Consider the following 23,245-nt stretch of genomic DNA (forward strand, 5'->3'; position numbering starts at 1 on the left):
CCCCCCCCCCGAAACGTTGTCACACCTGCTTTCCGGCGCAAAAGTACATGTGTGGTACACCTCTTCTTCAAATAGCCCAATTCATAAAATAAATAAGCTGTGGCCCGCTACACATTCGGTAACGGACCACAGCTTGAGTTTTTCTTATCGGATATTCAGTCCAGCTTCACGCAACCCGGCCCCCTACTCGGGGGTGCAAAGCGGATCGCGCGCAACTGGCTATTTCGTCGACTTGCCTTCCTTCTTTGCAGGCTCCGACGACAACTTCGTCGTCTTACCGGAGGACCCCTTCAGCTCCAGGTCCTTCACAGAGGAGCTTGGGCCGCCGGGCTTGCAGGCGTCGTAAATGAACGTGCCTGCCAGGACGCCAGCGGCGATCAGTGCGATGCCAGCGACAACCATGCCGAGGTCCGCACCGACGGTGCGCAGCTGCGCGTTAATGCGCTCCGCCTGGCGCGCCATCTCCGGATTAAAGATGCCAGCCTGCTGCTGGATGCGGGTGTTCGCAGCCTGCAGCTGAGCCTCAACCTGACCAGCGAGGTCACTCAGGACCGGGATCTGGATCTGGGAAGCCAGACCCAGCGGCAGGAACGCGATCAGCGGCAGACCGAAGCCCACAGCAGTCGCTGCGCAGGCTCCAGCGTTGACCTTGCCAGCAACCGTGACGGTCTTCGCCTTATTGTCATGGCCGTCCCTCACGTTGACCTTGTCGCCCTGCTTGAGCTCAACACCCTTTGGCAGGTTCACGGACCAGTTGCCGTTCGCGTCGGTCGTGGCCTCAAGTTCCTTGCCATTCGGCAGCGTGACGATGATCGTCTCGTTCGGGCGGTCGCCCTTGCCGGAGATCTTCGTGTCACCAGCCGTAATCGGGTTCACTGTCGGCGCGGTGGTGTCTGGCTTCTCGCCGTCGTTCGCCGGGTCGGAGCCAGCCTTGACCTCAGCTTCATTCGTGACGCCGTCGCCATCGAAGTCACCATTCGGATCCAGCAGCGAGTTGCCATCCTTGCCGATCAGGTCGAAGTTGGCGGTCGCGCTGTTCCTCGAGTCGTCTTCGTAGGTGAAGTCAACCTCGACAGCCGGGCGGGCGAACGGTGTGAAGGTTTCAAAGAACTTGTCCCAACGCTTCTCGACGTCAGTGCTCTTCAGCTCCGGCAGCTTCGCCTTAAACTCGTCGGAGACGTCCGTCATCGACGGTGCCTTCGCTGTGAGCACGCCGTTGTCCTGCGGGGTGAACGCCCACTTCTCAGCACCCTCAGGCTTCTTCGCCTCAGCGCTCTTCACCGGCGCCTTGGTGCCGAATGGGTCGTTGGTGTTCTTCTCGCCATCAACCGGAACGCCCGTGACCTTGTCGTACTCCGGCACGAAACGCTCAGCGTCGGTGCCGACGGTGATGGTCGTCTGCACCTCGTCGGTGGAGCCGTCCGGGTAGGTCACAACAACAGTGACGTCGTAGACGCCCGGCTTCGAGGTATCCGGGGTCTCCTTGTACTTGAACGACGTACCCTTTGGCAGTTTGTCGGCGTCCTTGATGTTGCCCTTCGCATCCGGGGTGCCACCCGTCTCGACCTTCTGGTCCTGGCCCTGCGGGTCGTTCTTGTCGGCGTCGGTCGCGTTCTTCTGCACCTTGACGTTGGCATTAACCTTGTCGGTGGTGCCATCCGGGTAAGTGACGACGATGGTCACCGGCTTGTCGCCCTCAGTAGAGGTGTCCGGAGCCTGCTCGTACTCGAAGGTCGTGCCCTCCGGCAGCTCGTCGACGTTGGTCACGTGGTCCTTGGCTTCCGGCACCTCATTCGGCGCGACGGTCTTGTCCTGGACCTGCGGCTCGTATGTGTCAGCGTCGGACTTCTTCGGCTGCTCCGGCTTCGGCTTCGGCTTCGGATCCTCCGTCTTCGGATCTTCCACCTTCACTGTGGCCTGTACCTCGTCGGTAGAACCGTCCGGGTAGGTCACGATGACGGTGACCGGCTTGTCACCAGCGGTAGAGGTATCCGGTTCCTTCTTGTATGCGAACGTCGTGCCCTTTGGCAGCTTGTCCGCATCCTTGACGTTGTCCTTCGGCTCCGGCTTCTTGCCGGTCTCCACCGTCTGGTCCTTACCCTCCGGGTCGAACTGCTCAGCCTGATCCTTGGCAACCTTCACCGTCACCGGCACCTCATCGGTGGAACCATCCGGGTAGGTCACAACAACGACAGCCTTCTTGTCACCAGAGGTGTCGGTCTTCGGCGCATCCTTCCAGGTGTACTTGGTGCCCTCCGGAAGTTTGTCCTTGTTCGCGATCGAGTCCTCAGCCTTCGGCTCGGAGTTCTTCGCAACCTCCTGGTCCTTGCCCTGCGGGTCGTACTTGCCAGCCTGGCTTTGCACCGTGATCTTAAAGGTCTTCTCAACCGGCTTGCCATCCTTATCAACGACCGGTTCGCCGTCCTCGCCGAGAACCTTCACGGTCACCTCAGCAGGCTCATCCTTCGGCGTCGGCGTTGTCGGAGTGCCCTCAATCTGGCCCGTCTCCTTGTTGTACTTCAGGCCATCCGGCAGCCCCGTGACCTCAACGGAACCACCAATTGGTAGCTTCTCAACCACCACTGCGATCGGAGTAATGGGTTCGCGGACGGTGACTGTGGCGTCGTCAATATCTTTGATACTCGACGGCGCAGAGTTTGCATCCTTCGATTTCGTGCCAGCTTTCTCTTCATCGACGTCATCGATGCCGTCGCCGTCGTCATCCTTATCCGTGACATCCGGCTCACCGTCACCATCGGTGTCAAGCTTGAACACCGCCTCAACGGTATCTTCCGTGCCGTCCTTGTAGGTAACAACGACGGGCACCGTGACAACCTCAGCCGTGTCATCGGCAGGCTTCTCCGGAGCAGTCACCGTGACCTTTCCGGTCGCGGGATCTACATCAACCGTGTACCCGGCCGGGGTTTCAAAGTCTGGATCCTTCTTGAACGAAACACCTTCAGGGTGCTCTACGGCGGTCTCCGTAACAGTTCCATCAAGCTGCTGAGCAAAGAACTTTGGCTCAGTCGAAGCAGGTGTTCCTGGAACCACACGCTGCTCATCGTAGGCTGGTTCAACTTCGTCGCGTTCACCAGCAATACGCACAGGTGCAATCGCGCCGTTCGTCGTACCGTCGGAGTATGTGACCCGGACAGGGATTTCTTCAATGTCACCAGGCTTGAGCGCATGGCCGTCACGTCCGTTCGGACCAGCCGTGAATGTGACTGCACCGGTCTTCGGGTCAACAGCCACGACCCAGCCCTCTGGGATCGCATCCTCGACGACCTCAAACGTTGCGCCCTCTAAGCGTTTGTCATCAGCAGGGATCGCCTCACCCGTTTCGAGGTCAATAAACGTCGCAGGCTTTGACGAGGTTTCCTCGCCGATACGCGCAGGGGTTTCCTTGTACTCCGGCCCGACCTCTGCCGCAATGCCAACCACGGCGGTGAACGAGTCGGACCCAAGCGGGATACGTGCACCGTTCTCGTCCAAGCCATACAGCGTCGCCGTGTAGATGGTCTTTTCCTTGAGGTCCTCAGGAACACTCACAGGGCAGTTCGGCAACGTCCCGGCAGAGGACGCAGTGAGGCCGTTGCCCTCACCACTTGGAAGCAGCTTGCCTGATGAATCGGCACCCTTGCAGACCTGCAGGACCTTGCCGTTCGAGTCCGTCCACTCAACCTCATACAACGCGTTCATATCCGCCGCTGGCAAGCTGGCGGTCTGCGCGAACGTAGAATCACCCTTCCGCGCGAACTTCGTCTTCGAATCGTACTTTGCTACTTCAAAATTGATTCGGTTCGGGAACAGGACCATGTCCCACGAAGAAATGTTGTAGTTAGGGGTGCGGAGTACTGCTTGCATACCACGCATATCGAATTGGTCGGCTGGCTCAGACGTCGCCAGGTTCGACACACCCCAGTTTGTGGACGTCAACCCCTGCCACACGTTTCCACGCCAGGCGCCCATGTTGGACGTTCCCTCTGGCAGGTCGGGTGCCTCCACGTACATCCAGTCCCAGTTCACGTGTTTGGCGTCAGCATAGAGATACGCAGTGTTCGCCGTGAACGTGCCATCGGCCGCGTCCTTCGCTACCGTTCCGGCCAGCTCCTCCGGAACGTACCCCGGTTTGTTCGGCAAAATGCCATACGTCCCCTTGAACTGCAGGCGGTATTCGCCATTACCGTCCGTCGTCGTGGTGACCTTTTCTGCAATCCAGTCAGGGTTTTGCTTGATCTGGTCGCGGATCCACGCTTGGAGTTTCGTTTCGTCCTGGATATCCCAACCTGCACCGCGAAGGGTGTGGTCCTGGAACTCAGAACCACGGTTCTCCTCAGCGTATTTGGTAATCGCGTTCACTGCCTTGTCGGAGAGATACGCTCCGACAACCTTCAGACCCTTGACCTTGCGGTCACCGCTTGAACCAGCCAGATCTTTCTGAGCCTGTTTGCCCAGACCTTGGTTCAGGTTCCAGTACGCTTTACCTGTAATGGCTCCGCCGTTCGACCACGGCATCTTCTTTTCTTGCTCTGAGACCTCACGCCATCCGGATTCTGACCCAAGCATCTCCTCAGGCTTCGACTTACGGACGAAGAGCTGGTGCGCGCTGGACACGTACCCAGTCGGGGTATTCCAGTAGACACCACCAGTGGTATCAATAACCGTTCCATCGGGCATGACGCGCTCACCGTAGCCACGCGCAGCGCGGAACTCGTTGCGGTCGTACCCATCAACCCAGATCTTTACCCGCTGTCCACGCATTCCTGCAGTGAAAGCGTACTGCGCCCAAAACTCGCGATATTGGCCGGTCGGATCCAGGTACGGACGCATGTTAATCGCAAACGTGCCGTCTTCATTGACCGTCGTTTTATAGATAGGCGAAGCAACGTTAGGTTCGCCACCGGTGGCTGACTTGTCAGGCTTTTCAAACCACTGTGCGTAGACAGTAGCGCCTTTAAAGTTCGCGCCAGTCCCCGAATTCGCAGCTGGAAGTGCTGTGCCGTACTCAGGCAAGCTCGGGCCCCACGAGCTGCCTGGCAACTGGTCGAAGACCATGGCGATGCCGCTGATCGTGTGCTTTCCACCGCTGATGCCTGGCGAGTAGATCGCGCCGTACGGATCGGCATCGTTCGCTGCTGCTTGCTGGGCGCCCTTGTCAGCGCTTGAGGCAGGAGCAGCAGAAGCCGGCGGGTTGTCTTGTGCAAACGCAACAGGTTGAGCCAGCGGGGCCACCAGTGCAAAGGACAACGCCGCGGCAGCAATCGAAGTGCCACGACGTGCCGTGATGCTCTTTCGCATATGTTTCTTCCTTCTTCCCGAAGATCTGAATGTCCAGAAAGTTGTGTCCGTGCCCGTCAATAAGGCACACAGACCTTTCCCGAAACTAAACAATATCGACAGGAGTGCACTGTTCTAGGAATCCTTTTTCGCGAGAAACTTGCGCAATTCCGCCCGTATTCAGCGCCTATTCGACCGTAATCCACGGCAGCCTGCATCGACTCAAACTGAAACCCCATCCCCGGCCGGTTACTTTTCTTTTGGTTAAAGCGTTTTAAGAATGAATTGATAACGGCCCTATTTCTTTTGACTTTCAACAGCAGCCAAGCGGATTACCGCCAAACATTCTTTGAGCCCCAACGGGAATAAAACCTAAACACATCGAACGAAACACAAACGTAGCGCTCACGACATTTGCATCAGACCTTTAGTTCAGCGTCTTATCAGGTAATTGCCGAAACGAGTTCCTCCCCGAGTTTTCCAGACAAAGATCAGCCAAAGTGATGGCGAGAAATCTCCAAGAAGCGCGAAAGGCCCCCTAATAGGGGCGTTCTAATAGTTGATATAAGGCGGTCTACTGCGAGTTTTCCACGCAGAAGCTGAGGTAGACCGACGGAAACTCCGGTGCTTTCGTCTCAAGCGTTTTGAGTCGCGCCCTCACAATCTTCTGGCGTAGCTGGCGTCGGCTCACGTTGTGGTGCTTGCGCGACTGCTCTTTGATCGCGCTAACAAGGCCTCGTGTCAAGAGTGCGTACAGCTTTGCCCTAGCCTCCTTCAGCCAAATGGCGTTGAGGTTGAGTACATCGTTGAGAACGTCTTGCGCGGCCTTCATTTCCTCTTCGCCGGGAAAATATGCCGGGTTTGGGCGCACCGTTCCGTCCCTTTCCACGACAACCAGGCTGCCCAGCTCAGGAGCCGATGGATCGCGTTGTTCGGCGGTGTTTGGGTTTTTCAACTGGGCACAAATATCAGTGTTGGCTTTGCTTGTATCACAGTGGCGACTCACCACACCCGCAAAGTCAGTCTGCCCTGCGCACACCGCGAGCAAGTTGGTGAGTTCCAGAGAAGATTCGTGCAATTCGTTGCATCCCGCAGCAGCCCTGCACTCATCACTAGCAGTCACACTGCTCTGAGGATGAAAGTGCTCAATCTTATTCGTTGGAGCGCGGCGCGTGTCTGCTTGAGATTTCTTTGAGGTGCGCCGCTTGTCGTTGATCCTTCGCTCGCAATAAGCACACCGATGGCCTTGGCGATTCAGCAGAAATGCGCGGAGCTTATCCTTGCCTGGGTAATCATGGAACTCCAAGCCCTGGCGAAGCGCACGTTGAAGCTCTGCGCGCAGCTGCTGTTCTTCTTGGTTGTCCTGACGGCGCTGAATAAACACTGTCGGTTCCCCCCTAACCGTCACCTTCAAGAAACAGATACGCATCTGCTTCCAATAGTTCTGGTACAAGGTCGAGGCCGCCGAGGGATTCCTCAATCCGTCGGCGCAATCCAAGGGCTTCCTCACTATTGCCTTGCCCGGCGTGAACCATCTCCATATAGGTGGTGAGCATCCTGCGGTTCGCTGTATCCGGTGTAGGATCCACCCCCTGGACTCGTTCGATTACCGTCTCAATATCAAGGCCCTGTGCATACTCGGGTGTGTGCGCCTCATTGTCTACGAGAGCCCGGACTGATGCTGTCTCCGCGTTGGCAATGACCAACGGGCTGTGCGTCGTCACGATGAACTGTACGGCGGGAAAGGTTTCCAACAGCGTCGGCAAAATCTTCCTTTGCCACGATGGGTGTAGGTGCATGTCCACTTCATCAATGAGCACGATGCCGGGAGTCTGGCGCCGCAGCTCCTCACCAGAAAGGTGTGGGTTGAGTCGGCCCATACGAGTAGCGATATCAAGCGCTAGACCAGCACAAATCTTCGTGCCAGTTGCCATCAAAGAAAGTGGCAGGGTCCCATGTTGCTTGTGCGTAAGCACCACGGACTTCGCCTTCCGGTCCCACCGGGCATTCCCCCACCCTGTTGGCTCAAGGATGCTATTGCACGAGTCAAAGATGGACTGCAGCTGCTGTGCATCGGCATTCGTCTTAAGAGACTCGTCAGCGCTGAGCGCGTCGAGGCGCTGCGCGTCCAGATATTCAATGTATGACGAAAGCTGGTTCAAATCCGAACGAGGATCCAGCACATTGTCGTAGGCCGATAGACGGGAAGTGGGCACAGACGCCTTGCGCGGAATCTCCTTCACTAAGCGCTCGACACCATACGCTGCAAGGAGCGGAGCGGTCTTCATACTCGCGTCCGCGATAAGCTCCTCTTTCAAGGACTCACAGTACTTCCGGAATTCAGAATTCGCCCCAACTGTTTTCCGCTTCGGCCCGTTGAGTGAGCGCGTCATCTCAAAACGTTCATTGCCACATACCAAGTCAGCATTGACGGACACCGGGTAGTACGGTTCCACCTGAGACACGCGGTTGTTGTTTCCCAACTGTGGCGCTAAGTGCGCGTCGTCCTGCTTGATTCCAACTGCTTGGTAGCCGAAAACCCCAACTGGCACCGAAAGGATGATTTTCAATGCATCCAGCACTGCAGTCTTTCCGGCACCGTTCACACCGGTAAGAACAGTCAAGCGCTCGTGAAAGTGGAGCGAGAACCGTTCGTAGTTACGAAAGTTCTCAAGCTCTAGGGTTTCAAACCTCCACTCAGACATGCGCTTGACTATACCGGAACCGACCTCTACTGCTTACTGCTCAGCCCGTCCTTGTTCACCTCTGGCCCGCACTGCGTGTAGATCAAAGCACTGAGCGCCACGCCGAACGCCAGCAAGCCCGCGCCAGCCAGCGCGATCTCCGGGTTCTTCACGCCGGACTGGCCGCCAGGGCCGAACGCGTCGGCCATCGCCTTGCGCATCGGAGCAAGCGCCTGCTGCACGCCAGGGATCTCCTGCGCCGCGATACCCAGCGGCAGCAGCAACAGCAGCGGCACGCCAGCAGCGACGGACACCGCGATGCACTTCTCCACTTCCCAACGCTCCGAACCGGAATCCGGCTTCTGCACCGTCGTGGGCGCAAGCGTAGTGGTCTCGGTTGGTTGTTCCGGCTCCGAGGTCGGGGTCGGGGCTGGCACGGCAAACGGGTTCGTGCGCTGTTCCAACTCGTCGAGGTTGGACACGCCGTCACCGTCGGCGTCCGCTGTGCGGTCGAGCAGTGGGTGCTTGTGGGCGTCGAGAAGCTCGAAGGCTGCTGTGGCCAGCTCGACGCGGCCGTCCTCGTGCTCGACGATCACGTTGACCGCCGGGCGAAGCACGTGCTGGAAATCCACCGCAAACTGGGCCCACACAGGCGGGCGCAGCTGCACCACGCCGTCGCGGGCACTGCCATAGGCCTCCTCGAAGAGCGCGGCGAGGAACTCCTGCGACGGTGCAACCGCGTGGATCTGGCCGGTGTTCTCGTCGAGGGTGAACTCCCAGCCGTGCGCGCCGGCCGGGGCGTGCATCTCGTAGCTGCGCACCAGCGCCAGCGAGTCGGCGAACGGATCGCGCGTCATGGCGCGTCCGCCCATGTCAACCGGCACGCGGCCGAGCGCACTGTTCGGGTCGGCGTAGTTCGCGCGGGCGTCCGCCGGCGGAATCGGGGCCGCCGAGGTGGTCGGCACTGGGGTGGTGCCCGGCGCGGTCGCTGGGGTGGTCGGGGCCTGCGAGGTCGCCTCGCTTGTCGACGTCCCCTTCGTCGTCACCGGTGCTGGTTCAGGCGTCGCGGTGGACGTCGGCACCGTCGCCGTAGGAGCGGCGGAGGTCGGTGTGGTGGAGGTCGGCGCTGTCGTCGTGACCGGGGCGGCCACGCGGACGCGCACCGGCATCACGTCGGAGGAGCCGTCCTTGTAGCGCACCGTGATATCGAAGACCACGGTGCCCGGGGTCGCGTGCTTCGGCGCGTGCAGCTTCACCGCGTCGCCTTCGACGGTAACGCCCCAGTCCAGCGGGCCACTGACCGAGACCTCTGCATCCTTCGGCAGGGCATCGCCCAGGTTGTCCAGCGTGATATCCCCGTTGGCCTTCGTCGTCGCGCCCTGGTACTTCGGCGTGTAGAGGTCCGCGACGTTCTCGGTAACGCGCAGCGGAATGCGGCCGATCTCTTCGCCGGTAGAGAGCGCGGAGACGACAATCACGTAGTCGTCGCCAGGCTTGGTCTCCACCGGGACAGTCAGCAGCATCGCGCCAGAATCCAGGTCCAGGTCTACTGAGGCACCCTCAACAGACTTCCCTTCGGCACCGATGCGCTCCAGTCGAGCCTGTGCGTTGCCGGCGTGCTCCACCGTCGGAACCAGGCGCTCCTGGTGTGCACCCGCCGCTACTGACTGCTGCTCAACCGTGCTCAGTACCGGCAGCGGCATGCGGAGGCGAACCTTCGCCACGCCGCGGATTGGATCCTCGTACGGGACGTGCGCCACGACCGGGACCTCAACATCAGTGAGCTGGCGATGCGAAACATCGACCGTGAGCTCGCCGGTGTCGGCGTCGATAGTGACGCCCTCCACGGGGCGCTCCAGCTCGAACTGGGTGCCCTCGAACGTGAGCTTCTCACGCTTCTTCGTCGCGCGATCATCGAACGTCGGTGCCGGGAACTTCGCCGTCTGCCCCGGCTCCACCTGCTGCTCCTTGTACTCCAAGGCGTACTGGGCAACGTGCGGCACGAATGTCGCAATCGCGGCCGACACCGGACGCGAGCCCGGGCCCTGCGAACCCTGCGCATCATAACGCTGGATCTTGTTACTCGGGTCCAGCATCTCCACCGGGATCTCAATGCGCTCGCCAACCTGGTCCATGCGTGGCGTGAAACGGACCACGCCCTCATCATCCACGCTCACCTGGGACGCGTCAACCCCGAACGGCAGCGAGCCCAGCTGGAACTCCGCGCGCTCCGGCTTCGCCTCCACCGGATTCGAATCGGGGTTATCAAAGCTCGGCGTGGCCTCCGCCGGTCTACCGACGGCCGCCTCAACCGGATCCCCGTACTCCAGGAACATGTGCGTCACCGCAAACGAATCCTGCGCCAACATCGCCTGCACGTTGCCAGCGTCCGACGCGTAGAACAGGCGGGCAATGTACGTATCGCCCTGCTTCGCATCATCCGGCACCTTGAAGTCACACGACGCAATGCGCGCCTGGTCATCCGGCGTCGTTGCCTTGCACTCGTGAACCCGTTCGCCTTCGTCGTCATACCAGACGATTTTGTAACTCAATCCCTTCGAAAGCGGCACGCCCGAACCAAACGTGCGAACCGTCTCCCCCGGAGGCGCCCAGTTGTTAAACGTGTTCCGCTTCTCCACGTGGAACTTCAAGGGGGCCGTCGATAAGGCGTAGCGCGGCGAGCTCACCAGCGTCGACCCCGCGTACGCCGAGCCTGCCCAGGCCTTCAGCCACGGCACATCCGAACCCGACCAGTAGTCGAAGTAGCCACCACTCGGACCTGGGCCGCCCCAGTAGCCCAGTGCCCACGGGTGGATCGCACCAACGTTGTTCGGCAGCTCCTTGCCGTCCGGTGTCAGGATCGAAATATAGGTCCATTCCCAGTTGATGTGCTTGGAATACATATTGCCCTTGGCCCACGAGCCCTCATCCCACGACTCCGCAACCCGGTGATGCCAGCTTCCTACCAGACCGGGATAGCTGTAAGTGTCACCGTAGGTACCCCGCCAGTACAGGTTAAAGTCACCATTCTCGTCCGTCGTGGTCACGGCGGTTTCCGCGATCCAGCTCTGGTCCTTCGCAATCTGCTCATTGATCCACAGCTGCAGCTGTTTCTCATCCTCCGGCGTCCACGATCGGCTACGCACCTTCTTGCCGAACTGCTTCTTGCCATACTCGAGCGTCTTCGCCACTGCCTCATCCGACAAGTAGGAGCCGACCACCATCATCCCAGCAGCCGGCGCATCCCCCGCATTGTTCGTCATCGACTCCTGGTAGCGCCGGTTATACGGCGTATCCACCGTATTCCAAAACATCTGCCCCGTGTACACACCAAACGGAGTTCCCGAGCCGTCATTCTCAACCCACTTCGAGCGGTCCTTCAGATGCTGCGCCGAGTTCCTCCGGTCCTGGTACGCCACGAAGAAGCCATTCACCTTGCCGCCACGCCACCAACCATTCGTCTCATACGAAGGCGTCACATTGCCCAACCAATTCGTCGGCGGCACAATACCCGCCGGCTGATGGATCAGGCGGTAGTCATCCCGCACGCTCTCCGGCAGCTCCACCCAGACGCGCAGCTTCTCACGCAACTGATCACGCCCGCGATCACCCGAACCAACCACGCCGACCGTCGCATCCGCCAAAAACTCACGCTCCACCCCACGCGCATCCACATACGGCTGCAGCTTCAGCGAAAAGTTCCCGTTCTCATCCACCTCCGTATAAAACGTCGGCGACGAATGCTCCGTATACACGCCCTCATACCACTGCGCGAACACACGAATCGGCTCGCGGCGCACCGGCGCCCACGTCCCCGGATGCAACGCCGGCGTCAAATTCCCCGAACCATCATCAACCATCACCGGCCGCCCCAGCGGCTCCCCCTTGCGGTTCGTCAGCACCTTCGCCGACGCACTCACCGTCCGCGCCGAACGCGCCACCTCCATCGGCAGCTTCACCGAACCACTCACCGTCGCCGGATCATCCGGATTCCCCGGCGAAAACAGCGCCTCCGTCGAATGCAGCGCCTGCGCATAATCCGGCGCAACCACGTTCAGAAACGGCTTCGCCGCCTCCACATCAATCTGCGCCGACGCCTGCGGCACCACAATTGACGACGCCACCACCGCAGCAACCACCGCCATGCCCAACCGGGAAGTGTTCATGCGCAGACAACTCCATCTCCAAAAAAGATTGCAGTAATCTGTCAATTAAACCAATAAATTAGGCCATTTCCAAGACGGCTTTGGTTTTACGCTGGTTTTACAGGCGCGACGCCGCCAGCGTCGCCCGGTCCCGCGCCTCCTGCGCCGACTCACCCGTCGACGTCACCACCGCAGCACCATCCACAAAACGCACACCAGTCTCCGCCACCGACATCGCCTTCGCAAGGCCATCCACGCTCGGGACAACATCCTCCACCAGGACCATTGCACCCGGGCTGACCAAGGTGGCGTCAATAGGCAGACCAATGACCGCCCTCGCGTGCAACGAACACTGGTTCAGGCGCTGCGTCGCACGCGTCAACAACCCATCCAAGGACGGCCGCGGACGCGCATCAGAAAAGTACACCTCATCACCAGCCACGAACATCTCCACCGCGTACAAGCCCTGCCCGCCGAGCGCCCCCGTAATCCGCGCCGCAATCGACCTCGCGTTCCCCGCCGCAGCCTCCGACAACACCGCCGGCTGCCACGCCTCCACCAAACGGCCGCGCTCATGCCGCGTACCGATCGGCTCACAGAACCACGTCGCCAACTCACCCGTCGCCGGGTCCACCGAACGAGCCGCCAAAATCGTCAACTCAAAATCAAACTCAATAAACCGCTCCACGACCACCGGACCCTCCGGGTCCACCTCCGCAGCCGCCTCCCACGCCTTGACCACCTCAACGCTCAAGTCTTCCTCACTCCGCAGCACCGTCTGGCCCTGCCCCTCCGACGAGCGCCCCGGCTTCACGACGACCGGCAAACCCAACCGCAACGCCGCCTCCTCCAGCTCCTCCGGAGAACGGACGAACTCACAACGCAACGTCGGCAAACCCAAGGAATCCGTCGCCGTCGCCCGCACACCCTCACGCGAACTGCACAGCTCCTGCGCCTCCACCGACGGCGCCACAATCGACCCGGCGCGCTCCTCCAGCTCCTTGAGCACCTCAGAGTCCACCCCGGCGCCCGCCACCGTCAACGACGGATACCGCTGCTGCATGTCTTCCGCCTCTATTTCAGTGGTGCGCAGATGCGTCACGTCAAACCCGAGCTGCTTGAAGGACCACGCGAGCTCCTCCTCAACCACGCTGTCGCCCAGCACCAGCACCTGGCGAGGGTCACACCTCAAATCCCGCGCGGGGTCGAGCTGAGTAATGGGCTCGTTGTCGAGCTGCTGTTGCTGCTCTGACTGCTGCTCTTCGGGCATTGCTGCGTTCATAGTGGTCAGCATATTCAGCCGCGTATGTGGTGAGCAAACTTGAAGGGGCCTGCATGAGCCCTGAAGGGGGAAGGTGTGCTCTCGAGCGGAGTCGGGAAATTGTGAACAAATTTGCTTGTGTGCGCGGTCACAAAAAGCGCAATTTTGTTCACGATTTTCCGAATAAAGTTGAGAGGCACATATCCACCCCTCGGCCCGAGCAAAAAAGAGGACCTGGGAGCGTCTCCCAGGTCCCGAACTTCGGAGGAAGCAGAAAGCTAGCGGTCCATCACGTCGAAGCGGACGATGGTCTGGTCGCGGCCAGGACCGACGCCGATGTAGCTAATCGGCGCGCCGGAGAGCTCCTCCAGGCGGAGGACGTAGTCCTGGGCCTTCTGCGGGAGTTCCTCGAAGGTGGTGCAGCCGGTGATGTCCTCGTCCCAGGCCGGCATCGTTTCGTAGATGGGGGTGGCGTGGTGGAAGTCGGACTGGGTCAGCGGCATTTCGTCGTGGCGGACGCCGTCGACGTCGTAGGCGACGCAGATCGGGATTTCGCCGATGCCGGTGAGGACGTCGAGCTTGGTCAGGAAGTAGTCGGTGAAGCCGTTGACGCGGGCGGCGTAGCGGGCGACGACGGAGTCGTACCAGCCGCAGCGACGCTTGCGGCCGGTGTTCACGCCAACTTCGCCGCCGGTTTCCTGCAGGTACTCGCCCCACTTATCAAACAGCTCGGTAGGGAACGGGCCCGCGCCGACGCGCGTGGTGTACGCCTTGACGATGCCCAGGGTCGCCGTGATCTTGGTCGGCCCGATGCCGGAGCCGACGCAGGCGCCGCCGGCGGTCGGGTTGGAGGAGGTCACGAACGGGTAGGTGCCGTGGTCGACGTCGAGCATGGTGGCCTGGCCGCCTTCCATGAGGACGTGCTTGCCTTCGGCGAGTCCGGTGTTGAGGACGTTTTCGGCGTCGATAATCATGGGCTTGAGGCGTTCGGCGTAGGACATGAAGTAGTCCATCATTGCGTCGGCTTCGATGGCGCGGCGGTTGTACATCTTGACCAGCATTTGGTTCTTGACGTCCAGCGCCGATTCGATCTTCTGGCGGAGGATTGATTCGTCGAGGATGTCTTGGACGCGCAGGCCGACGCGGGCGACTTTGTCGGCGTAGGTGGGGCCGATGCCGCGGCCGGTGGTGCCGATGGCGCGCTTGCCCAGGAAGCGTTCTTGGACGCGGTCGAGTGTCTGGTGGTAGGGCGCGACGAGGTGCGCGTTGCCGGAGATGCGGAGGCGCGAGGCGTTGGCGCCGCGGGCTTCGAGGCCGTCGATTTCGTCGAAGAGCGCTTCGAGGTTGATAACGACGCCGTTGCCCAGGATTGGGGTGGCGTTCTCGCTGAGCACGCCTGCCGGCAGTAGCTTGAGTTCGTACTTTTCGCCGCCCACGACAACCGTGTGGCCTGCGTTGTTACCGCCGTTGGGTTTGACTACGTAGTCGACTTTCCCGCCGAGGATATCGGTGGCTTTGCCTTTCCCCTCGTCGCCCCATTGGGCGCCGACAATGATGATGGCGGACATTCTCTCTCCTTTTATAGGCACTAATCCGGGCTTATTGTAGCGTGAATGGCATGCGTCTTCTTCATTGTGCGTGTGCTAGCTCCCTCACAGTCCCGGGTGCGGAGGAGGTCACACTGTCGGAGGTGCCGTCGAGAAGTGAGCTTTCTTTTCTTCTCGACGCCGCCAGCTCCGCCCTCCCCCACGACCCGACGCCGAGCTTGGCGGAGATCCAGAAGTCGCCGTCGGTGGAGCACCTGGGTGCCCCGCAGTTGGCGCCGCAGCGGCCTGAGGAGCGGCTGCGCGTGGTCGTGTCCGGCAGTGATGCCGCGCTGAGTGCGGTGCTGACGCGGCTGATGCGCGCGGACGTGATGTGGATCGAGGTCGCGTACCTGCCTGCTGATCCGGCGTCGCCGGCGGCGGTGGCGTGGGGTGCGGGCTCCGTGGACCTGGCCGTAGAGGGGCCTGTGGTGCCGTCGCCGTGTATTCGGACGGACACGGGCGTGGTGGTCGCTGGCTCGGCGACGCTCTCCCACGGGGATGGGCGCAGCGAATACGTGGGGGAGATCGTCGTGGACTCGCAGCAGCTGGTGATGCGCACGGGCGAGGAGCCGTCCGCGCGGTTCTTTGGGCAGTTCGGAGCGCGCCTGGTGCCCACCCCGGATGCGCCGGGGCTGGCGGCGTCACGGCTGGTCACGCCGCTCGTGGTGCCGGAGGGGCGCCGCGTGGACCCGCAGCGACTCGAGGGGTTGGCGGGCATGCCGCTTGGCGGGATGTTTGTGAAAGGCAAAACGGTCGCCCCGGCCCTCACGGACCCGGCGACCGTTCTGACTGGCCGGGCGCTACAGTCCGGCGGGGAGGACATCACGCTGGTGGTGGATGGTGTCGCCCACCCGCGGCCTCTGCAGCGGGTGACGTTCTACCGCCACCTTCGCGACATCCAGTCGGTGCGCGGTTAGCGCAGGAACGGCGGGATGCCGCCGTTTGCGTTGAGCCAGCCGACTACCGCTGCCGCCGCTCCGCCGAGCGCGAGCAGCACGCCGACGATGATCGGCCACGGGCTGCGCTGCTCCGGCTGCTGGTCAGGAGCAGGAGCTGGGGATGGCTTCGTGGTCGGCGCCGGCTTGGCCTCCGGCTGCTTCGGCAGGTCCTGCGCGATGCGCTGCTTTTCCACCTTCAATTTCGGCGCCTTCTCCAGCTCCTTGCGAACCTTCGAAGCCTCCGCCGCGGTGTAGTCCAGCACCGGCAAGGTGAACGTTTCCTCGAACACGACCTTGCCCGCGTCGTTCTTCACGCGCAAATCCAGAGGCATGGTCTTGCCGGACACGCCGCGCAGGGACTTCAACGGGATGGTCACGTTGCGGGTGTAGTTCGCCTTATCCGTGACCGAACCCAGCGAGATCGGCTGCGAGGTGAACGTGTTCCCAGCACCCCAGGCGGCCTCGATGGTGAACTCGGAGGCGTCAATACCCTGGTTGTCCAGGATGGCGTGGACCTCGTTGTTCTGCTTCTGCAGGGAGATGCCGTTGCCACCCTTGGTGGCGTCGTCAAGCTTGAGGCCGGCCTTCTTGTTGTTGTCCGCCGCGGCGTAGACGGCGAGGGTGTGGGAGTCCTTGTCCTCGTGGTCGTCGACGTGCGGCTCGAACTTCTCGCGCACCACGCCATCCGCCTTACCGATGTCCTTGCCGTGGAACTTCAGATTGTCCCAGTCCGCCGGGATCGAGTAGGTGCCCGGGTAGCACTGGCGTGCCTGCTCGCACTGCTCGTACTGCTTGCGAGCCTGCTCCTCGGTACCGTAATTCCTTTCGTTGGCCACCGGCGAGTGGGAATAATCCGGGTGAGCGAACTGGTACAGGTAGTTCATCACCGACTTGTACTCCGGCAGGAAGTTGCGGTCCCCGCCCGGGTGCTGCTTCGACCACTCGCGGGACTCCGGCGTCGCAGCGCCGTCGTGACCCAGGCCGAGGACGTGGCCGAACTCGTGCAGAATCGTGCCCTCGAGCTGCTTATCCGTGGTCAGGTTCGCGCCCTTCGCCACGAAGAACGCGCTACCCTCGCGGCCAAGGCCGGAACTCATGGTCTTCGCCGACTGACGGTCCCCAATCACACCAACGTGGAACACCGCAGAGCGGTCCCCGAGCAGCTCTTTCTGCCAGCGACCCAGCTGGTCCTCGTCGTCGAGGCCCTTGTTCTGCACGAAGGAGAACTCCTTGTAGCCCAGCTTCTCGTGCTGGCCACCGGCCGTATCCTTCAGCACAATATCTGGCGAGTACAGCGGGCCCGCATCAATGTGCAGGTTTACGCCCGCGTCCGCGAACGTCTTCTCCAGGTTCTTCAGCACCTGGCGCGACGGGCGGTACACGTTCTTATTGAACTGCGCGCACTCCGCGTACGTTAAGTACCCCTCAGTAGTGGGGTCGAAACGGTCGCCTGTTGCGCAGCCGTGGTGCTCCCACTCGGACGGCATCCAGTTCAGCTGTAGGAAGATGTCCTTCTTGTGAGGGTCCGCACCCCACGCCGGAAGGTTGAGGAAGCGGCCGTCACTGAGCATGACGCCTTCCTCTTCCCAAACATCCGGCAGGCCGTCGCCGTCGGAGTCGGCTGCGTCCGCCTGAGTGATCATCTCCATCGTCATGCTTGCGGAGACCTTGCCGCCGTACGCGTTAAACCAACGGCCGCGCTGGTTGGATGCCCCGTTCGGGTCAACGCCGCCCTGAGCTGGGTCGTTGAGGGCGCCCGCCAATCCGCCCCACGTCGCCGCCACGCCCGTCGCGTACGCGTCGTCCCCGTACTTCACCGTAGCCTCATAGCCAGGCGCGGTCGGCGTGAGGTGGTAGGCGCCGTCGCGGAACTCGGCAGTGTACTCGCGGTCCCGGAACACCGATGTCAGGTCAACCTGCGTCTGGACGCCGGCCGGAGCATCGACATCCACGTTGACGGTGACGGAGTTGCCGTCGAAAAGGAAGGTGCGAGTGATGGTTGCACCCTTCTCCTTGGTCACGAGCGTGACAGTGTTGCCCTGCTTCGCCACCTTCGTGTTCGAGGCGTCCATGTTCACCCAGCTGCCATCAAGCGCGACGCTGTTCTGCACAGAGACGGCCATGCGACCGCCCGCCGAGAACGGGTGCGCGTACCGCATGAACGTCGTCTTGGACTCATCAATATTGAAACCGGTGAACGCGCCCGCCGACGCATCCTGCTCCACGGAGACCTCCTCCGCCCGAGCCACAGGCATTGCCGGAACAGTGACGACACCGCCGAGCAACGCAGCCGACGCAGCGATAGCAATTGCTTGTTGTTTCATGTCTACGTTTTCCTTCTTCGCTCGATCAGTGCCTAGATGTGGATACCCATGTCACGCAGGATCTGGCGGATCTGCGGCTCGTTCATCTTCAATGCCCAACCGACGCCACCAATCAGCGCCAGCAGGCCGACGACGATCCCGATCACCGAGCCCGCCGAGGAGCCATTCACGCTGCTCTGCGAGCTACCCGACGGCGCTGGTGCTGGCTTCGGCTCCGGAGTCGGCGCAGTCGGCTTCACAGCCTTGACCTGCACGTCCACAACCTTGCGGGAACCATCCGGCAGCGTAACCTGCACCGGGACGGTGCGCTTCGCATTCGGCTTCACGGTCTCGTCCGTCTTCACCGTGAGGGTGCCGGTCGTCTCGTCGATGGCGACGGTCCACCCGTCGCCGCTGACCTGCTCTGCCAGCGCGAACTTCGTGCCCTTCGGGGCCTCGGAGAACACGTTGCTTGCCTCTGTTTCACCAACGCCGACCTCCAAGGTGGTCTTTGTCGGCTGCAGCTTCGCCGCCATGCTATTCGTTGAGCCTGGATCAACAGTGGCCTTGATGGTCTGCTCCGATCCGTCGAAGTAGGACACCTTCACGGCGAGCGTTGCCCGCTTCGCGTCGTTGCCCTGCGGCGCGGTTGCCTCAATCACGCCGGTCTCCGGGTTCACGCGCACGATCCAACCGTTCAGGTCGCTTGCCTTGCGAACCAGTTCAAACTCGGTGCCCGCAGGCAGCGACTCCTCACCGGTCTGGTGCACCAGCACGGTCTCGCCCGGAGACGCGTTCACACCCAGCTCGTACGCCGGGGCGTAGCTCTCGGCGGCGTGGTTCGCGCGCACGACGAACTTCGCGTTCGTCGTCGCCGTAGTGCCATCGGCGAAGGTCACGGTCACAGGGACCACGACCTCGTCGACACCCTTCGGCGCCATAATCGTCAGCGCGCCATGCTCATCGAAGCTCGCGCCCTTGTAGTCAGTGCTGAACTTCGCGCCCTTCGGCATCGGCTGGCGGGTGAAGTCGAACCCATCATCCTTCACCGTCACATTCGGACGTATCGACGTCCCCTTCTCCCCCGCCCGCACATACGACACCGGGTAGACCGGGATGTACTTCGAGGAGGACGGTGCGGTCTCGTCTTCCGACTCCTGAGGCCTCGGCTTCGAGGTCTCATCAGCCGGGTTCGAACCACCCTTGATCTCATCCTCGTTAGAAACACCGTCACCATCGAAGTCACCATTCGGGTCCAGCAAGGACTTACCGTCCTTACCAACCAGATCGAAGTCCGCGGATGCAGAGTTCTTCGACTTATCGTTGTAGATGAAGTCAACATCTACCGACGGACGAACATACGGAGTGAAGATCTCCTTGAACTTCTCCCAGCTGCTATCAATCTTCGGCAGCTCAGAATCGATCTTGTCAGCGACCTTCTTGTAATCAGGGGCCGTTGCCTCAACAACACCGTTGGTCTCGCCAGTCTTGAAGGCCCAATCATCAGAACCAGCAGAAGGCTTGCCCTTCGCTTCCTTCACAGGAACACCGGTCTTGCCCTCAAATGGGTTCACCTCTTCAACCTTGCCGGCCTCGACGTTCTTGCGATCACCGTAGTCCGGAGTGTTCTTCGCAGCATCCGATCGCGGATCAACAATCTTGACGTCGATCTCACCAACCTTGTTGCCATCCTTGCTGGTAACGATGACCTTGGCATCCTGCGGATCAGTACCCTCAGGCACCGTCACCTTCACGTTGCCGCCCTTGTCGATCTCGACCTTGGAGCCCGGAATCTCCTTGCCGTCCTTATCGACAAGCTTGCCGGTCTCATCACCGTTCGGGTTCTCAACCTTGCTAACCTCGTGGGACTTACCATCAGCCGGCACAGTGGAGTTGCTGTTCGGAACTACAGACGGGTTTTCAGGCTTGGAGTTCGGATCCTTCGGATCCGTTCCGGCTTCCTTCTCCTGCTCATCGGAGACGCCATCACCATCGTCATCATTGTCAGTGACATCCGGGATGCCATCACTATCAGTATCACGCTGAACCGTGATCACCTTGTCATCCTTGGCAACCTTCTTGCCGTCCTTATCGGTGAAAGTGACCGTGACAGTTACGTCACGCTCTTCCTCTTCCTTACCCCAGTCAGTGATCTTCTCCAGGGTACCCGTGACCTTACCGGACTTCTCATCAACAGTCAGACCATCCGGCAGACCATCAACAGTGACCTTGCCGCCTTCCGGAACATTCTTCGCCGTATCAAACGGATCAGACGGCTGACCCTCAACAACGACCTGCGGATCCTTAATCACCTGAGGATTCTGAATAAGAACACCCGGATCCAAGACAGCTGCCGGAATCGAATCCTTGTCCTTCGGGTTAGAACCCTTGTCCTTCTCTTCGTCATCCTTGATGCCGTCATTGTCGTCGTCATCATCCTTGGAATCCGGGGTGCCATCACCATCGGTATCCAACTCAAACTTCGCAGACGTCTTATCGGTGGAACCATCCGGATAGGTCACCGTGACCGGAACCTCGAACTCCTCGACAGTATCACCGTTAAGCTTCTCAGGATCAGCCTTAACCGTGACCTTGCCGTCCTTATCGATGTCAACGGTGTAGCCCTCAGGAGCGGTGAAGTCCTCCGGGATAGCAAACTTCGTACCCTCAGGAGGCGTAACTTCCTTGCCGTCCTTGTCGGTGAAGGTCGGAGTGGACTCCGCAGGCTCACCCGGAACAACAAGCTTGTCCTCATACTTCGGCTCAACCGTGTCAGCAACCGGCGTCGCCGCAACCTTAAACGTTGCCGACGCATGGAAAATCGTACGCGGGCGAGTAACCTGGTTACCCTCCGCGTCAACAACCGGGTCAGCGTTATCGTCATACACCGGTACCTGGATAGCCGTATCAACCATCTTCACCGGAATATCGAACGACTTGCCTTCCTGGCCAGCCTTCGGCGTAAACGTCACCACACCAGTCTTCGGATCAACCTTGACCTGATCCTTGGTAACACCCTCAGGCAGCTTGTCCTCATTCAAGAAGAACTCAGCCGACTCAAGCTTCTCCTCAACAGGAGCAGTATCCGGATCATCAAACTTCGGTGTCGACTCCTTCGCAACACCAACCTTCGCATCCTCAGGCCCATACGCCAAGTACGACGTCGTCACAGCAAACGCATCCTGTGCAAGCAACGTACCCGAGTTGTCCTTGCCCTGGTACAAATGCGCAGTGAACACATCACCATGCTCGACATCAGCCGGCACCTTCACCGCACACGATGCAATCGTCGTATCAGCATCAGGCATCACCGGACCACAAGTCTTGACAACCTCACCAGCATCATTGGTCCACTCGATAAAGTACTCAAGACCATCACCAATCGGCAAACCAGTCGTCAGCGTCTCAACAGTCTCACCAACACGAGCCCAGTTGTCATACGTATTCTTCTCCAGCACATCAAACTTCAACGGTGCTGGGTACAACGCAATATTCCAACGCAGATACTGATCATCCTGCTTGTTAATCAAAGCACCATCGCCACCAAAGGCCTGGGCGTATGTACCAGAATTCGGGCCATCCCAATTACCCAAAACCCACGGATACAACGTACCCACATTATCCGGCAGGACGTTGCCGGCCCTATCCAGAATCTGCACAAACGACCAGTCCATGTTCACGTGCTTCGAGGTGCGATTGCCGTTAATAAACGTTCCCTCATCACGAGACCCAGCAAGCGTATGCAGCTTGTCCGCCGGCGGCGTCAAAGTACCCGGAGTGCTCTCCCAGCTATTGCCCCACAGGCCCCTCCAATACAACGAGAATTCACCATTAGCATCAGTAGTGGTCTTGACCGTCTCAGCAATCCAACCCTCTGGATCAGCCGCTACCTGCTCATGAATCCACTGCTGCAGACCCTGCTCATCATCAACAGTCCAGCCATTGCCACGCAGCGTCTTACCCGCAAAATTCTTCTTCACGTACTCATTGATCGCCTTAACAGCCTCATCAGACAAGTACGAACCAACAACCTGCAGGCCCGCAGCAGGCACATCCTTGCCGTCATACTTCGAGACCGTCTCATGCCTCAACGCGCCAGAGGCAACATCCAAATTCCAAAACGCACGCCCCTGATACGAGCCATACAGCCCACTGCCCTGAGACTCAACCCACTTGTCCTGTGGCAGGTGCTGCGGCAACTGCGTCTTCTGGGCAAACTGAATCTTCACCTCAGAGACCTTGTTACCACTCCAGACGCCATCACCCTGAGTCCCAGGAGTAACAGCCGTCGGAGGAAAAATACCAGCGGCCGGCTGATGCACCAAACGGTACTTACTTGCCAAATCTTCTGGCAGCTCTGCCCAAACACGGATCTTCTCGCTCTTATGGTCACGCTGCGGAACAGTCTCACCAACAGACGCATCCGCCTGGAACTGGCGCTCCACACCCTCAGCATCCGTATACGGCGCCATATTCAGCGTGAAGTTACCGTTTTCATCCGACTCGGTGTAATAGATTGGCGACGCATGCTCAGTCTTGAGCCCCTCGTACCACTGGGCATACACCTTCACGCCCTTCAAGGGCTTTCCGGAATCCTGAACGCTACCGAAACCAACACCGCCTTCAACAATCTCCTTGACAGAACCGGAAATCGTGCCCTTCTGATCAGTCGCACCTGGCGAGTGGATCGCATCAGCGTATGCTTCAGCAGTAGACTGTGCACCTACGCCATCGACAACAACAGCAGGATCCTCCTGCGCAAACGCCACCGGCTGCGCCAGTGGTGCTACCAGAGCAAACGACAATGCGGCCGCAGCAATCGACGTGCCACGGCGTACAGAAGATTTACGGTATGAGCGGGAATAATTATCCAATGTTCGGACCTTTCGGGGGAGCCCGTGGCCGTCGCTAAGTTGTCGACCTGGGCGTTCTCCAACAGTTCTCTACTAAGAATATGAATGTCCGAAACAATTGCCAACAATAATTTGGACCTATTTCCAAGTTCTCTGACAATTCGCCATGAACTGCGGAAACTCACCCCAGTATCGGTA

General features: G+C 60.2%; 9 protein-coding genes. 1 reads left to right on the top strand and 8 read right to left on the bottom strand.

The genetic code is table 11. The features are described 5' to 3' along the window. Positions 1–219: 219 nt before the first annotated feature. The 6 genes from HMPREF3170_RS10490 to HMPREF3170_RS10515 all read right to left on the bottom strand — a co-directional run bounded on the left by HMPREF3170_RS10490 (position 220) and on the right by HMPREF3170_RS10515 (position 14,935). The gene (locus tag HMPREF3170_RS10490) at positions 220–5,298 is read right to left on the bottom strand and encodes a Rib/alpha-like domain-containing protein (protein WP_070479558.1); all 5,079 of its coding nucleotides are present in this window, start codon (positions 5,296–5,298) and stop codon (positions 220–222) included. A 553-nt stretch (positions 5,299–5,851) separates the two neighbouring features. Next, on the bottom strand, positions 5,852–6,706 hold the full coding sequence (locus HMPREF3170_RS10495) for an HNH endonuclease family protein (protein WP_141742285.1): 855 nt from the start codon (positions 6,704–6,706) through the stop codon (positions 5,852–5,854). Then, positions 6,675–7,982 (bottom strand): AAA family ATPase, encoded by a 1,308-nt coding sequence (locus HMPREF3170_RS10500; RefSeq protein ID WP_070479561.1) that lies wholly within the window; start codon positions 7,980–7,982, stop codon positions 6,675–6,677. The genes HMPREF3170_RS10495 and HMPREF3170_RS10500 overlap by 32 nt, the downstream gene beginning before the upstream one ends. Positions 7,983–8,008: 26 nt before the next feature. Next, entirely contained in the window at positions 8,009–12,127 is a 4,119-nt protein-coding gene (locus tag HMPREF3170_RS10505; RefSeq protein ID WP_070479563.1) for a YPDG domain-containing protein, read from the bottom strand. 97 nt (positions 12,128–12,224) lie between these two features. After that, positions 12,225–13,388: an ATP-grasp domain-containing protein gene (locus HMPREF3170_RS10510; protein ID WP_246814970.1), complete on the bottom strand. Its 1,164-nt coding sequence runs from the start codon at positions 13,386–13,388 to the stop codon at positions 12,225–12,227. 257 nt (positions 13,389–13,645) lie between these two features. Next, positions 13,646–14,935: an adenylosuccinate synthase gene (locus tag HMPREF3170_RS10515; RefSeq protein ID WP_070361829.1), complete on the bottom strand. Its 1,290-nt coding sequence runs from the start codon at positions 14,933–14,935 to the stop codon at positions 13,646–13,648. A 50-nt stretch (positions 14,936–14,985) separates the two neighbouring features. Here HMPREF3170_RS10515 and HMPREF3170_RS10520 point away from each other — a divergent pair, with 50 nt between their 5' ends. Further along, positions 14,986–15,870 carry a hypothetical protein gene (locus tag HMPREF3170_RS10520; protein ID WP_070479564.1) on the top strand — a complete coding sequence of 295 codons (885 nt, stop codon included), beginning with the start codon at positions 14,986–14,988 and terminating at the stop codon, positions 15,868–15,870. On the opposite strand, the gene HMPREF3170_RS10525 is transcribed toward HMPREF3170_RS10520, so the two are convergent. Then, positions 15,867–18,215 carry a hypothetical protein gene (locus HMPREF3170_RS10525; protein WP_070479566.1) on the bottom strand — a complete coding sequence of 783 codons (2,349 nt, stop codon included), beginning with the start codon at positions 18,213–18,215 and terminating at the stop codon, positions 15,867–15,869. The genes HMPREF3170_RS10520 and HMPREF3170_RS10525 overlap by 4 nt on opposite strands. Positions 18,216–18,247: 32 nt before the next feature. Continuing rightward, on the bottom strand, positions 18,248–23,068 hold the full coding sequence (locus tag HMPREF3170_RS10530; protein ID WP_141742286.1) for a YPDG domain-containing protein: 4,821 nt from the start codon (positions 23,066–23,068) through the stop codon (positions 18,248–18,250). Between the last annotated feature and the right edge of the window lie 177 nt (positions 23,069–23,245).

The sequence above is a fragment of the Corynebacterium sp. HMSC08D02 genome, from assembly GCF_001807505.1.
Lineage (GTDB): Bacteria > Actinomycetota > Actinomycetes > Mycobacteriales > Mycobacteriaceae > Corynebacterium > Corynebacterium pseudogenitalium.

Excerpts from the sequence above, each read along its gene's own strand:
- HMPREF3170_RS10490 (WP_070479558.1), bottom strand. The coding sequence starts at position 5,298 with ATGCGAAAGAGCATCACGGCACGTCGTGGCACTTCGATTGCTGCCGCG.
- HMPREF3170_RS10495 (WP_141742285.1), bottom strand. The coding sequence starts at position 6,706 with ATGCGTATCTGTTTCTTGAAGGTGACGGTTAGGGGGGAACCGACAGTG.
- HMPREF3170_RS10500 (WP_070479561.1), bottom strand. The coding sequence starts at position 7,982 with ATGTCTGAGTGGAGGTTTGAAACCCTAGAGCTTGAGAACTTTCGTAAC.
- HMPREF3170_RS10505 (WP_070479563.1), bottom strand. The coding sequence starts at position 12,127 with ATGAACACTTCCCGGTTGGGCATGGCGGTGGTTGCTGCGGTGGTGGCG.
- HMPREF3170_RS10510 (WP_246814970.1), bottom strand. The coding sequence starts at position 13,388 with ATGAACGCAGCAATGCCCGAAGAGCAGCAGTCAGAGCAGCAACAGCAG.
- HMPREF3170_RS10515 (WP_070361829.1), bottom strand. The coding sequence starts at position 14,935 with ATGTCCGCCATCATCATTGTCGGCGCCCAATGGGGCGACGAGGGGAAA.
- HMPREF3170_RS10520 (WP_070479564.1), top strand. The coding sequence starts at position 14,986 with ATGCGTCTTCTTCATTGTGCGTGTGCTAGCTCCCTCACAGTCCCGGGT.
- HMPREF3170_RS10525 (WP_070479566.1), bottom strand. The coding sequence starts at position 18,215 with ATGAAACAACAAGCAATTGCTATCGCTGCGTCGGCTGCGTTGCTCGGC.